The sequence below is a fragment of the Erwinia persicina genome, from assembly GCF_019844095.1.
Classification (GTDB): domain Bacteria; phylum Pseudomonadota; class Gammaproteobacteria; order Enterobacterales; family Enterobacteriaceae; genus Erwinia; species Erwinia persicina.
In genome coordinates this window covers 311,535-325,553 of record NZ_CP082141.1, presented here as the reverse complement: position 1 = coordinate 325,553, position 14,019 = coordinate 311,535, and the positions used below count along the sequence as shown (strand labels likewise).

Sequence of the window (14,019 nt, the reverse complement as noted above, 5' to 3'; positions counted from 1 at the left end):
CGCGAGGAGTTGTGTTTTTTTGACCAGCGTCTACAGTGAAAAATAACGCCTGAATTTTCACTCGCGGTGGCCAGAAAAATAATAATGGATATTATCAATAACTTAATAGATAAAATCTACGACTACTCTTTCCCGCCATCGTGCCTGCAGCGGCTGCATACGCTGATTGCCGATGCACGCGGGGCAGTTTGTCATCCGCGTAAACCGCACTGGGACGAAAAAGACGTGGTGCTGATCACCTATGCCGATCAGTTTCATGCTGAAAATACGCCAACCCTGACGACCTTCTCCCGCTTCTGGCAGCAACACCTCGCATCCAGCTTCAACCTGGTGCATCTGCTGCCTTTCTTCCCGTACTCTTCCGATGATGGCTTCTCGGTGATTGATTATCACCAGGTTAATCCCGTGTGCGGAGGCTGGCAGGAGATTGCCGATTTGCGCCAGCTTACGCGGCTGATGTTCGATTTTGTCTGTAACCACATGTCAGCCGAAAGCGCCTGGTTCAGGCACTATCTGGCGCAGGATCCGGGCTGGGATGATTTCTTTATCAGTATGCCCCCCACCACCGATCTGAGTGCGGTGACCCGGCCCCGGACATCGCCGTTGCTGACGCCGTTCGACATGGCCAGTGGCGAAACCCGTTTTATCTGGAGCACCTTTAGCGCCGATCAGATTGACCTTAACTTCGCTAATCCGGAGGTGCTCATCGCCATGGTGAACGTCCTGCTGGATTACCTGAAAAAGGGGGCGGATTACATCCGTCTGGATGCCGTGGGCTATATGTGGAAAACCCCCGGCACCCCCTGTATCCATCTGGAAAAGACGCATCAGTTGGTCAAGCTGTTTCGCGCTATTGCCAATGAGGTGGCGCCAGGCACCGTGGTGCTGACTGAAACGAATGTGCCGCATAAAGATAACATCAGCTACTTTGGCAACGGGCGTGATGAAGCCCAGATGGTTTATCAGTTTTCGCTGCCCCCGCTGGTGCTGCACGCTATTCACTACGGCTCATCGCGCGCATTGCGCCAGTGGGCCTCCTCGCTCGACGGCGGCAGCGGATCCACCACCTTCTTTAACTTCCTGGCTTCTCATGACGGAATTGGTCTCAATCCACTGCGCGGGATCCTGCCGGAAACCGAGATCGTCTCGCTGGTGCGAGACCTGGCGATGGAGGGCGCACTGGTTTCCTATAAAAACAACCCGGATGGCAGCACCAGTCCGTATGAAATTAACGTCACCTATATGGATGCGCTGAATCAGAAGGACGATGATGATGAGACCCGCCTGCGTCGTTTCCTGCTGGCCCATGCGCTGCTGCTGGCCTTTCCAGGCGTTCCGGCGGTCTATATTCAAAGTATCCTGGGTTCACGTAATGATATGGACGGCGTCAAAGCCGCCGGACACAATCGTGCGATTAACCGGCAGAAATATGCTGTCAGCGAGATTGAAGCGGCACTGGCGGAAAAAGATTCACTGCGGCAGCGGGTCTATTTCGCCCTCAGTCAACTCATCCAGCTGCGTACCCGCCAGCCCGCCTTCCATCCGGATAATCCGATGAAGATCATCGACAGCGATAATTCGCTGCTGGTGCTGAAACGTCAGGCCAGGGAGGAACAGGAGTCATTGTGGTGTGTGTTTAATCTGAGCAGTAAAGCGGTCAGCATGATGCTGCCGGAGCCGCGCTGGTACCGTGATATAGCCAGTGGCGATCGTATTGATGGTACGCAGTCACTGCGGCTGGAACCCTGGGCTTTTCACTGGCTGAAAATCTGAACCTGCCCACCCGCGGGATGAGCAGGTAACCCTCTTACTTATACACTTCAGCCAGCGCGTGATCGCGATTACCCTGTTGGGCTGCGACGATCACGTAGTATTTCCCCCCCTTCTCATCGGCCTTTTTCGATAAGCGGGCGTTAGCATCCATGGGGTCGTTTGTGGAGTTTGTCGTTACCGTTCCGATTTTCTCCAGCTTCATCTCCTGCGCTTTTTCACGCGTAATTTGCTCGGCTGCGCCAGCGGTAAACACGGCAAAAGTGGTTAACAGCAGGGCAGAGACAGTGATTAGCTTTTTCATACAATTTCCTCTCCTTAGGGCAATATTTCCAGTTGATGCAGGCCGTAAAAATACGACCACGGTTATTATTGTCCCGGCGGGAAAAAGCGGCAACGTGGTGAATTGTTGCAAAAAGTAATCTGAAATGGCATGACGCATGCCCCGGCACGCTGGCCTTATTTCAGGGCCACACCTCAGCGCTAAAATCAATAATTCGCTGAGAGAACGCCTCCGGGTGAGAGATAAACGGCGCATGGGCCGCCTTGTCGATAACATGACTGTGGCTGTCCGGCCAACTGGCATCCAGCAGCGGGACAATGCGGCGCGGCACCAGTCCGTCCAGCGCACCATATAGCCGCAGGAAGGGCATCGCCAGCGCGGCCATATCCTGACGAAGATCGGCGGTCTTCAGTATTTCCAGCCCCCCGTTCAGCACGTCCACTGTCGGAACCGGACGTTCAAATACCACGCTCTTCAGCGCGCGGGCATCCTGCCTGGCGCTGTCCGTCCCCAGGGTTTGCAGCGCCAGGAAACGTTCCACCGTACGCTGGAAATCCTCACTCAGTTGCTGCTGAAAATTGGCCAGCGTATCGGGTTTGATGCCCGGCCAGTCCTCCGTTGCGCTGAAGCGCGGCGAGGATGCAACGCTGATCAGCCCTTTCACCTGCTGCGGGAAGTCCAGCGCCACCTGGCTGGCCACCAGACCTCCGAGCGACCAGCCAAGCCAGACAGCGTCGGCCGGTACCCGGGTGGCCACCTCCGCCGCCATCGCCTTCAGCGTCATCGGCGCAAAGCCCTGGCTGTGACCGTAGCCGGGCAGATCCACCAGGTGCAGGCAAAAATGCGCGCTGAGTCGACGGCTGATGCAATGCCAGACCCCGGCGTTCAGACCCCATCCGTGCAGCAGCACAAGATGGCGATCGCCGTGGCCAATAGTCTCCCGGTGAAGCGTACTCATGGGTTATGGTCCTGTTTTTTATTGTGAGGTCGCCATGCTACCAATGCCAGCGGGCTGTTGGCTATGCCTGATGCCACTCCGTTACTCACAGCACGGCCTGTGCAGCGTCTGTCTGCGCCAGCTTCTGACGCAGCCAGCCTGTTGCCCGCGCTGTGGATTACCCAGCCAGATGAAGAAAAAGGCCTGTGGTCGCTGCCTGCGCCGCCCTCCACCGTGGCAGCACCTGGTGCGCGTTACCCCCTGGCAGCCTCCGCTGGACCGGCTGGTGAATCAGCTGAAGTTTTATCGCGCCACCGCACATGCGGTAATGCTGGCGCGGCTGATGCTGCTATGCTGGTTAATGCAGCGGCGTGAAACCGGGCTGCGCCGACCGGACCTGCTGTTAACGGTGCCACTGCATCACCGCCGTGCCTGGCAGCGGGGCTATAATCAACTGGAGGACATGGCGCACTGGCTGGCCCGTCGGGTGCCATGTCAGTATCTGCCCCGCGCCGTCACGCGCATCCGGGCCGGACATATCCAACACACCCTGGGCGCGGTGGCGCGGCGCAAAAATTTGCGTGGTGCCTTCCGCCTTGAAAGGGAAGTGCGCGGTCTGCATATCAGTCTGCTGGATGATGTGGTGACCACTGGCAGCACCGCCGCCGAGATCAGCCGCCTTCTGCTGGCCCACGGCGCCGCCAGCGTACAGATCTGGTGCCTGTGCCGAACCTTGTAGAGCGTCGGTGATGGGCGTATTATAACCAACGAAATTAGTCAACTATTGAGCAATCGCCATGATCCTAATTACCGACTCTGCACAAGAGCACTTCGCAAAACTGCTGTCAAAGCAGGAAGATGGCACCCAAATTCGTGTATTCGTGATTAACCCGGGTACGCCAACCGCCGAGTGCGGTGTTTCTTACTGTCCGCCTGACGCTGTTGAAGCGACCGATACGGAACTGAAGTTCCCTCTTCTCTCGGCTTACGTTGACGCCCTGAGCGCCCCGTATCTTGAAGATGCTGAAATCGACTTTGTTACCGACAATCTGGGTTCGCAGCTGACGCTGAAAGCGCCGAATGCCAAAATGCGTAAAGTTAACGACGATGCCCCATTAATGGAGCGCGTTGAGTACCTGTTACAGGCACAGATCAACCCACAGCTGGCCAGCCACGGCGGTAAAGTTTCCCTGATGGAAATTACCGATGAAGGCTTTGCTATCCTGCAATTTGGTGGCGGCTGTAACGGCTGTTCCATGGTTGATGTGACCCTGAAAGAAGGCATCGAGAAAGAGATGCTGGCCGCTTTCCCAGAGCTGAAAGGCGTGCGTGACCTGACCGAGCATCAGCGCGGTGAGCACTCGTTCTACTGATTCACCAGGCCGGTTATCCGGCCTTTTTTATTCCTCCCCTCTGTGACATCGCCTGCCTTCACCTTTAACCCTTTCTGCCGAACGTTTATCACGGCATGATTGACGCTGGATCTTTCAGCTTACACGTGTACACTGAAACCTGTTTTCTCAACTTACAGGTCATCATGTTGAACAATACGGGCAGAAGAGTCGTGATCACGGGTATGGGCTTAGTCAGTCCATTAGCAAATGGCGTTGAAGCCAGCTGGCAGCGGCTGATTGCCGGTCAGTCCGGTATTCGTCACCTTCCAGAGGAGGCCTATGGCGACACGGCAATCCGTGTCGGGGGGCAGGTGCCTTCCATCGAGCAGGATCCGCAGCATGGGTTTGACATCGCGGCGCTTATTCCGGTGAAAGAGCAGCGAAAAGCCGATCGCTTTATCCATCTGGCGCTGGCTGCCGCGGAAGAGGCCATGACTCAGGCCGGTTTGCATCATCTGACCGAGGCCGCAAAACTACGAACTGCCACCATCGTCGCTACCGGCATCGGAGGGTTTCATGCCATCAGCAATGCGGTTAAAACCGTGGCAGAAAAAGGCAGCCGCAAGCTGTCGCCCTTCACCATCCCGTCGTTTATCGCCAATCTTGCCGCTTCACACGTGGCGATAAAATATGGCTTTAAAGGGATGCTGGGTACGCCGGTTTCTGCCTGCGCGGCCAGTATTCAAAGCATCGGGGATGGCTTTCGCGCTATTCGTTTTGACGAGGCCGATATCGCCATGGTCGGCGGCTGTGAATCCTGTATTAATCCGGTGTCACTCGGTGGATTCCAGGCGGCTCGCGCCCTTTCAACGGCATTTAACGACCATCCGGAGCAGGCCTCACGGCCGTTTGACCAGTCCCGGGAGGGATTTGTGATGGGAGAAGGTGCCGGTATGCTGGTGCTGGAAGAGCTGACCCGGGCCCAGGCACGCGGTGCCACCATCCTCGGGGAAGTCGTCGGTTATGGCACGACTTCGGATGCCTATCACATTACCGCCGGACCGGAAGACGGTGAGGGAGCCGTCCGCGCCATGACGATTGCCCTGCAGCAGGCAGGGATGACAGGGTGCGATATCGATTACATCAACGCACACTCTACCTCGACACCGGTCGGTGACCTGGCCGAAATCAATGCGCTGCAGCGGGTGCTGGGAGAGAAAGCTCATGCGGCAATCTCTTCAACCAAATCTGCCACCGGGCATCTGCTGGGGGCGGCGGGTGCCGTGGGAGCCATATTCTCACTGATGGCCATGCGTGAGCAGATTGCCCCACCGTCGCTGAATATTGACCGGCTGGACGAGGCGGCAGAGGGGCTGAACATCGTGAAAAACACCGCGCAACCGGTGACCATCCGCAATGCGCTGGTTAATGGCTTTGGATTTGGTGGTGTGAACGGCTCGATTATTTTTAAAGCCTTTACGGCGTAATGGCGGCCGGTGACCTCAGCAGGGGCGGACCAAAAAAGTCCGCCCCGACAGATAACGCCCTCGTCACACGCGGAGAAAAACCGGAGGCACGGCCCGCAGCAGATGACCTTTTTCCCTGTCGTCCCGCCTGTCGCAGGTTTGCCTTTATCGTCAGCGTTTACGCCGCTTATTCAAATCGTTAAGCAGCAGGTTTACCCCTCTGTCAGCAAACATCGCCTCCAGCGTCATGCTCAGTTTACGTCGCCAGTTAGGATACTCATCGGTGGTCCCCGGCACATTCACCGGATCGGCCATATCCAGCCAGTCCTCCGGCTGCAGCCCCAGCAGCGCACTGTTACTGTCGGCGATAAATCGCTGTAAGCCACGGTTAAGCACCGCCGTCATCTCCATCTTATCAGCCTGCTTACCGCAGCGTTTTGGCACGCATCCGTACCGGTGTAGGGCATCCAGCAGCGCCTGCTTTTGCCGGACCCGCTGGTCATACAGCCCGCGAAGTATCACCTTATCCGGATAGAGCCCCAGCGTTTCACCAAGCGTGAGATCGCCGGCGCTCCAGAACCCGCGCAGGGTCGGCAGATCGTGGGTGGTTGCGCTGGCCATCGACTGACGCGGCCAGGCGGATGGCGCACGATAACGATCCTCACTCTCCTGCTCGAAGTAGAGCACCTTCCAGGAATAGATCCCGCAGTCGCGCAGCTTGCCGACGATCTCCTCCGGCACCGTCCCCAGATCCTCACCGATCACCATGCACTGATGACGCTGGCTTTCCAGCGCCAGGATCGCCATCAGGTCGTCCACCGGATAATGAACATACGCACCAAAGTTTGCCGTTTCACCGTAGGGGATCCACCACAAACGCAGCAGCGACATGACATGGTCGATGCGCAGCGCACCGCAGCTCGCCATATTGGCGCGTAGCAGGTCGATAAACGGCTGGTAGCCGCGTGCCGTCATGATGTGCGGATCCATCGGCGGCAGGCCCCAGTTTTGCCCCTGCGGCCCGAGGATATCCGGCGGCGCGCCCACCGAAGCGTTCAGTCGGTAAAGCTCACGATCGCACCAGGTGTCTGCTCCCCCTTCGGCCACGCCTACGGCCAGATCCCGATAGAGCCCCACCGCCATCTGATGCGCCTGGCAACACTGCCAGCATTCATCAAACTGACGGTTCGCCAGCCACTGCAGCCACTGCCAGAAACGCACCTCATCCTGCTGCTCACGGCAAAACTGCTGTACCGCCTCACTGTTACCGTGCTGTAAGTGTTCCGGCCATGCCGGCCAGCCCCAGCGCGCGGGATCCTCCTTCAGCAGGGCGCAGTGCAGTGCATCATAGGCGGCCTGGTTTAACAGGCTCTCGCCTCCCTGTTCAATAAAGCCCGCAAAGTCCACCACGCTGGCATCCTGCGCGTCACGTCCGGCAAAGTGCTGCCAGGCAAAGCGCAGCCCTTCAATTTTCAGCGCCCCCACGCGGGCATAGTCAACCCGGCCGGCGTCACGTGCAGTCTGGATGGCGGTCTGCGTACTCTTTTTCTGCCACCAGCGCTGAGCGGCAGGACTGTGCTGAAAATCCGCGACGGCAGCCACATCGATATACATCACATTCAGCCAGCGCCGCGAAGAGGGGCTGTACGGGCTGGCATTTTCAGGCTGAGAGGGGTAAAGCGCATGAATGGGATTCAGCCCGATAAATGCGCCGCCGCGCGTGGCGATATCACTCACCATACGCTTCAGATCACCAAAGTCACCGATGCCCCAGTTATGCGCCGACCGCAGCGTATAAAGCTGAACGCAGGCCCCCCACAGTTTCTCCCCGCGCTGCAGCGCTGCCGGTTCATAGCAGCGTTTTGGTGCGATAACAATCCGACAGGGCCACTGCTTTTTTCCCTGCGTCAGCAGCAGCTGATGGTAACCCTCCGGCAGATTCACCGGCAGGTTAATACTCTCTCCGGCGGATACGGTGCCCTGCCAGGTTTTGCCCTGCTCGCTGTCAAACTGCCAGTGGTATTCCCCCTTCCCGCCGGTCAGCAGTCGCTGTACCCGTTTTTTTATCAGCACCTGGCAGGGTGGCAGGGGCGCACTGCCTGCACGGGGCCGGGGTGCCATCGCGGCCAGAAGTTTGTCACGCGTCCCGGAGCTGACCTCTTCCGGCTGTCCGCGGGCATTAATATAGCGAGCTGCAATACCGGCGGCTTCAGCGGCCTGTTCACGCTTTTTGTCGTCCATCACCCCTCCCCAAGCCGTTTTGCCTGCCAGATACGCTGCTGATAATCCCGGACGGAGCGATCGGCGCTGAACATCCCGGTACGGGCGGTGTTCAGGATCGCTGCGGTAGTCCAGGCTTCCTGGTCACGGTACAGTGCCTCCACTCTGAGCTGTGCTTCGCAGTAGCTGGCAAAATCGGCCAGCACCAGCCAGGGGTCCCCTCCTTTGCCCAGGCTGTAGAGCATCAGTTCAAAAGCGTGTTTATCACCGTCGCTAAAGAATCCCTTTTCCAGCTCTTTCAGCAGGCTATCCAGATGTTTGTCTTTTTTACGTAGCTTAAGCGGATCGTAGCCGCCAGCTTTCAGTGCCTTAACCTGATCGGTTGTATGGCCAAAGATAAAGATGTTCTCCGGGCCGACCTGTTCAGCGATCTCCACATTGGCACCGTCCAGCGTACCGATGGTCAGAGCGCCGTTCAGCGCCAGTTTCATATTCCCGGTGCCAGAGGCCTCATACCCGGCAGTGGAAATTTGCTCTGACAGATCGGCCGCCGGGATCATCAGCTCCGCAGCGGTAATCCGGTAGTCTGGAATGAACACCACCTTCAGCCTGTCGCCAATCAGCGGATCATGGTTAATTTTCTCCGCCACTTTATTGATGGCATAAATAATATTTTTTGCCAGGTAGTAGCCCGGCGCGGCTTTGGCACCGAAGAGGAACACGCGCGGGACGATGTCCAGAGCGGGATTATCACGCAACCGCCGGTACAGAGACAGGATATGCAGCAGACCCAGATGCTGGCGCTTGTACTCATGCAGGCGCTTAATCTGCACGTCGAACAGCGCCTCCGGGTTAACCACAATGCCGGTTTGCTGTGCAATATACTCCGCCAGCCGCAGCTTATTGGCGCGCTTAATCTGGCGATACTGTTGGCGGAAAGCCTTATCGCCGGCGAAAGCTTCCAGCCCCTTCAGCGCATCCAGGTTGTTCGCCCACTCCACTTTCAGCCTGTCATCAATCAGCCCGGCCAGCGCCGGATTACACTGCTTCAGCCAGCGGCGTGGGGTGATGCCATTGGTCACGTTATGGAACTTCTCCGGCCACAGCTGGTGATATTCCGGGAACAGATCTTTTACTACCAGCTCAGAGTGCAGTGCAGCAACGCCATTGACAGCAAAGCCACTGACCACGCAGAGGTTCGCCATCCGCACCTGCTTATCATGCACTACCGCCAGTTTCGCCCAGATCTTTTCATCACCTGGCCACTGCTTCTCTACGATCTTCTTAAAGCGCCTGTTGATCTCTTTAATCAGGATGAAATGGCGCGGCAACAGGCTGCGAACCAGGCGCTCGTCCCAGCGCTCCAGCGCTTCAGGCATCAACGTATGGTTGGTATAGGCAAAGGTCTGGCTGGTGATGGCCCAGGCCTCCTCCCAGTTGAGCTGGTGCTCATCCAGCAGCACGCGCAGCATTTCAGGAATAGCAATTGTGGGGTGGGTGTCATTGAGTTGAATCACCTCATAGTCCGGCAGCGTGTGGATGCTGCGCCCGGCCCGGTGATGACGGCGCAGAATGTCGGCCACGGAACAGGCGCACTGAAAATACTGCTGCATCAGGCGCAGGCGTTTACCCTCCTGATGGTTATCATTGGGATACAGGACTTTCGTCAGCTTCGCGGCATCAATGCCCTGTTGTTCGGCCGCAAGGAATTTTCCGTCGTTAAACAGGGTCAGGTCAAACGGATGGGTATGGCTGGCCTGCCACAGCCGCAGCGGCTGCACCACACCGTTGCGATAGCCTGTCACCGGCAGATCCCAGGCTTCGCCGCGCAGGGTAAAGGCCGGGCGCCATGACAGGCGACCCTCTGCGCTTTTGATGACGGTGCCGCCAATGCCCACGCTGACGTCCAGCGCCGCATTGTGCCGAAACCAGGGGTAACGATCGCGCTGCCAGTCATCCGGGGCTTCAATCTGGTGCCCGTCGTCAAATGACTGACGAAACAGCCCGTACTGATAGTTGAGGCCGTAGCCGGTGGCTGACTGCCCGACGGTGGCCATGGAATCGAGATAACAGGCTGCCAGCCGTCCCAGCCCGCCGTTACCCAGCGCCGGATCGGTTTCTTCTTCCAGCAGCGTACTCAGGTCGCACTGGTGTTCCGCCAGCACTGCTTTGACGTCGTCATACCAGCCCAGATTGAGCAGGTTATTGCCGGTCAGACGGCCAATGAGAAACTCCATGGAAATATAGTTAACATGGCGCTGTTTTTTCCCTGCCTTTGCCTCCGGCTGCGCGGCCAGCAGCTCAGCCAGTGCGCCGCTGACGGCGTGCCACCACTGATGTGCCGTCATCTCTGCGGCACTGGCATAGCCAAGATGCTGCCACTGACGTGTCAGGGCCGCATCAAAGCGTGCCCGGTTGAATTTCTGTTGCGTCATAGAGTCCCTCTTAAAATGGGCGGACGAAAATGTGACCAGGCACCTTACAGTTAAGACGGAAAAATGAAAAAAAGCTACGATACCGAATCACGAACAGACTCACATAATATCAGCGGATATTATTATATTTGCAATCATCCCCCCAAGCGGAAAAAACCCGATAAAAAAATAAATTACATTTTAAAAACCCCACTTCCATTACTCATTGTAATCTAATGTTAACACTTGATTTTAACGTACTCCTCACCACGCTTACCCTCCATTCGCAGCTTATTGCTGGCCGGGGGTCGCAAGATATTACGGGTATAACTATCGCGGGTCACGTGGTCGGGATGTTCTGAATCAATTATCATAAAAATTCTAATTTTTAATTAATTATCAAAACACAAACATTGTTATATAATTACGGAGCCATAGTTGTACTACTTTTCTGAAGGAAATCGGAATGTTTGTCTTATTTAAAAAGGAAAAATCAAACAGAATCACCATACGTTTGATGATTTATGCCATATCACTAACTGGTTTCATTAGTTTTCACGCATGGGGGGATTTTTATCCTGTTATCGTTTCCATAAAAACTAGAATAGAATCTGCTACAACAGCCACTTATTTTTTTCAACAAGGCGTTGCGAATATTGGTCCAATCAGTGAACAAATCATGCTTCCTGAAGGCTGGTATATCGCCCTGGCACACCGGCACGATGGTTTCCCTGGAGGGGAAGACATCGTGGTACCAGCGGTTTATATGCAAGGCAAAAAGCGTTCTATCGGGGAGGCCGCCAGAGATCTCTACAATCAACAAGGAAGTGGAATCACTAAAATTTATCATTCCGGCAAGGGGAATGGTGGCGAATGTATTGGATACGTCGGAGTAGAAAACATAAGCACACCACATAAATGGATGGAAGCAATCTCCCCTGTAGGTACGTGTATGTACGTTCCTTCCGGGGATGAATGGTGTAAAATAGAAACGCCCGAATTGGTATTCGATCACGGTGTTATATCGTTAAGGGAGAGCGAGGGGCATAAAGCGACGAAAAGACTTGCCATCAACTGCACTGCCGGAACAACTCTTAGATTGTATATCCCTGGAGGTATAAACTCTCTGTTGTTCGCCGGGAAAGGAACCTCTACTTTTTCAACCTCACAAGGGCAGCTCGGAAAGCCAATGCAATTACCGGCCGGCAGATCCAATATTGATATCACCTCCGAACTGCATGGCGTGGGGATCGGCAAATGGTCAACTAGCGGAGTGATGATAGTCGAACCCGTATAATCAAAGGGAATAGTTGCTGTTAATTTATTCGCTAATGAAGTTGTATTCATTAGCTTTTTATATGTAGAGAGAGCGACTCTTTTTTCGGTCGCTCTTTGCCTGGATTAGCAAAGCTCCAGATGGACTTCGTGCTGTTCGATGGTTTTCATCACGCTCGGAGGGGGGGCTTCGTCGGTAAACAGATAATCGATTAACCCCATATTGCCGAGGTTAACCATTGCGTTACGGCCGAACTTTGAATGGTCAGCCACCAGCATCACGCAGCGGGAGTTCTCGATAATCGCCCGTTTGGTGCGGACTTCGTGGTAGTCGAAATCCAGCAGAGAGCCGTCCATATCGATGCCACTGATCCCCAGAATGCCGTAATCAAGGCGGAACTGAGAGATATAGTCGAGAGTGGCTTCGCCCATAATGCCGCCGTCACGGGTGCGCACTTCGCCCCCCGCCAGGATCAGACGAAAATCCGGCTTCGCCATCAGCAGCACCGCAACATTCAAATTATTGGTGACAATGCGCAGATTACTGTGGTTCATCAGCGCGTGGGCAACCGCTTCCGGCGTGGTGCCGATATCAATAAACAGAGAAGCCCCGTCGGGGATCTGACTGGCAACACGCTGCGCGATGCGGGCTTTCTCCGCCGACCACATCATTTTACGATCCTGCCAGGCCGTATTTTCTGAACTGGAAGGCAGCGCCGCGCCGCCGTGGTGACGCTGAATTTTGTTTTGTTCGGCCAGATCGTTTAAGTCACGACGGATGGTCTGCGGACTGACGTCGAAGTGTTCCACCAGCTCTTCAGTACTGACATATCCCTGACGACGCACCAAATCGATGATGGCGTCATGTCGTTGTGTCTGCTTCAAGATCTTCCCCTCTTACCGTTTTATCTGACGCGTATCGACAAAGGCCATCACCAGTCCGACCAGCAGCCCGGTGACATGGGCCGCATTGGCAATCGACAGGCCGAACCAGCCGAAATAACCGACCAGCAGCCAGAGCACGGCAAAAACCATCAGCCCGCGCTGCAGGAAGATGCCGCGTTCCGGCGCACGCTCACCGCATAACCACGAATACCCCATCAGGGCATACACCACGCCGGAAAGCCCGCCGAACAGAACGCCGCTGAACTTGGCCTGCATCCAGCCGCTCAGCAGCGAGGAAATGACCATAATGACGAACAGCTTACCGCTGCCGAGCCGCTTTTCCAGCGTGCCGCCCAGGAACCAAAACCACATCAGATTGAACAAAATGTGCAGCAATGAAAAATGCAGTAGTGCGTGGCTGAACCAGCGCCACAGCTCAAAGTGCTGGTCAGCATCGGGCCAGGAAAGCAGGCTCATCACCGCCCGATCCCCAAAGACCTGCATCAGAATAAATACCAGAATACAGGCGGCCATCACCAGCAGGGTTAATGGCCCGGCGCGATCGCGCACGTTTGCCATCAGAGAGGTGTGCTGATAGTGGATGCCACTGTCGGTACTGCCCGACTGCCAGCTGGCGGCCTGATAGCGAACGTGATTGGGGTCGCGGATAAACTGGTTAAGTTCGTTTTCGACCACCGTGAGCTGCGTTTCATCATCAAGCCACAGGGTATAACCATTGTCGTGCTCAATGCGCAGTGTCACACCGCGCGTGGCCATGTAGTCGACGAACGCCTGAGCCGGGCGCAGATGGGTAAAATGGGTGATGCGCATAATTGAAACGGCTTCCTTTCAATCTAACCAGACAAAGCGGGCAGTATAGCGTCTTCCCCTTACCAATAGCAGGGGAAAGCGCCAGCTAAACACAAGGCAGACGTTACAGTGAGTTAATCTGCTGCGGGAAGGCGTTACGCCAGGCGTCAAAACCGCCATCGATGCTATAGGCCTGGGTAAACCCCTGATTCAACAAATACTGCGCGGCACCTTTACTGCTGTTGCCGTGATAGCACATCACCAGTACCGGGGTGGTCAGCGCCGCCTGGGCAATAAATGCAGGCAGGGAATCATTGGTCAGGTGGAAGGCACCGCTGGCATGGGCCATGGCAAAACTCTGCGGATCGCGAATATCAACCAGTAACGCATTCTCTTCGGCGAGTTTCTGCTGTGCCTGTTCGACGTTAATGCACTCGAATTGTTCCATGGTGGGTTCTCATTAAAAGCTAAATAGTGACCAAATTGCCCCTATTGTAGCCTGAAGCCGCCGCACAATAACCCGGCAGTTTGCAGGGAGATGCGTTTTTTCTTGCAGCAAATATGTTACCTGCATCACGCATAAATGTTTTTATTAGGTTAACGCTGGCATCAATGTTGGTTTACG

12 protein-coding genes are annotated in these 14,019 nt (G+C 55.7%); 5 read left to right on the top strand and 7 right to left on the bottom strand.

The window, feature by feature from the left end; translation table 11 throughout:
* The first annotated feature begins 84 nt into the window (after positions 1–84).
* Entirely contained in the window at positions 85–1,773 is a 1,689-nt protein-coding gene (locus K6L24_RS01385; RefSeq protein ID WP_187510421.1) for an alpha-amylase family glycosyl hydrolase, read from the top strand.
* Positions 1,774–1,807: 34 nt separating this feature from the next.
* Here the strand turns inward: K6L24_RS01385 and K6L24_RS01380 are convergent, their stop codons facing one another.
* Complete coding sequence (locus tag K6L24_RS01380; protein ID WP_062747642.1) at positions 1,808–2,074, bottom strand: YdgH/BhsA/McbA family protein; 267 nt, start codon at positions 2,072–2,074, stop codon at positions 1,808–1,810.
* 160 nt (positions 2,075–2,234) lie between these two features.
* Positions 2,235–3,011, bottom strand: a complete 777-nt coding sequence (gene bioH / locus K6L24_RS01375) for a pimeloyl-ACP methyl ester esterase BioH (RefSeq protein WP_062747644.1) — start codon at positions 3,009–3,011, stop codon at positions 2,235–2,237.
* A 34-nt stretch (positions 3,012–3,045) separates the two neighbouring features.
* On the opposite strand from bioH, the gene gntX reads away from it, so the two are divergent.
* The 3 genes from gntX to fabF all read left to right on the top strand — a co-directional run bounded on the left by gntX (position 3,046) and on the right by fabF (position 5,811).
* Entirely contained in the window at positions 3,046–3,729 is a 684-nt protein-coding gene (gene gntX, locus K6L24_RS01370; RefSeq protein ID WP_191927934.1) for a DNA utilization protein GntX, read from the top strand.
* A gap of 58 nt (positions 3,730–3,787) precedes the next feature.
* Entirely contained in the window at positions 3,788–4,363 is a 576-nt protein-coding gene (gene nfuA / locus K6L24_RS01365; protein WP_062747646.1) for a Fe-S biogenesis protein NfuA, read from the top strand.
* A 164-nt stretch (positions 4,364–4,527) separates the two neighbouring features.
* Entirely contained in the window at positions 4,528–5,811 is a 1,284-nt protein-coding gene (gene fabF, locus K6L24_RS01360; RefSeq protein ID WP_062747744.1) for a beta-ketoacyl-ACP synthase II, read from the top strand.
* A gap of 150 nt (positions 5,812–5,961) precedes the next feature.
* On the opposite strand, the gene malQ is transcribed toward fabF, so the two are convergent.
* Both malQ and malP read right to left on the bottom strand, forming a co-directional pair.
* Positions 5,962–8,031, bottom strand: coding sequence for a 4-alpha-glucanotransferase (gene malQ / locus K6L24_RS01355; RefSeq protein WP_191927932.1), 2,070 nt, complete (start codon positions 8,029–8,031; stop codon positions 5,962–5,964).
* The gene (gene malP / locus K6L24_RS01350; RefSeq protein ID WP_118665333.1) at positions 8,031–10,445 is read right to left on the bottom strand and encodes a maltodextrin phosphorylase; all 2,415 of its coding nucleotides are present in this window, start codon (positions 10,443–10,445) and stop codon (positions 8,031–8,033) included. Before malP ends, malQ begins: the two co-directional genes overlap by 1 nt.
* 445 nt (positions 10,446–10,890) lie before the next feature.
* On the opposite strand from malP, the gene K6L24_RS01345 reads away from it, so the two are divergent.
* Entirely contained in the window at positions 10,891–11,721 is an 831-nt protein-coding gene (locus K6L24_RS01345; protein ID WP_222681879.1) for a hypothetical protein, read from the top strand.
* Positions 11,722–11,825: 104 nt separating this feature from the next.
* On the opposite strand, the gene K6L24_RS01340 is transcribed toward K6L24_RS01345, so the two are convergent.
* The 3 genes from K6L24_RS01340 to glpE form a co-directional block, all read right to left on the bottom strand.
* Positions 11,826–12,584 (bottom strand): DeoR/GlpR family transcriptional regulator, encoded by a 759-nt coding sequence (locus tag K6L24_RS01340; RefSeq protein ID WP_062747653.1) that lies wholly within the window; start codon positions 12,582–12,584, stop codon positions 11,826–11,828.
* Between the two features lie 12 nt (positions 12,585–12,596).
* Positions 12,597–13,415 (bottom strand): rhomboid family intramembrane serine protease GlpG, encoded by an 819-nt coding sequence (gene glpG, locus K6L24_RS01335; protein ID WP_062747654.1) that lies wholly within the window; start codon positions 13,413–13,415, stop codon positions 12,597–12,599.
* Between the two features lie 103 nt (positions 13,416–13,518).
* Positions 13,519–13,842, bottom strand: coding sequence for a thiosulfate sulfurtransferase GlpE (gene glpE, locus K6L24_RS01330; protein WP_062747656.1), 324 nt, complete (start codon positions 13,840–13,842; stop codon positions 13,519–13,521).
* Positions 13,843–14,019: the final 177 nt, after the last annotated feature.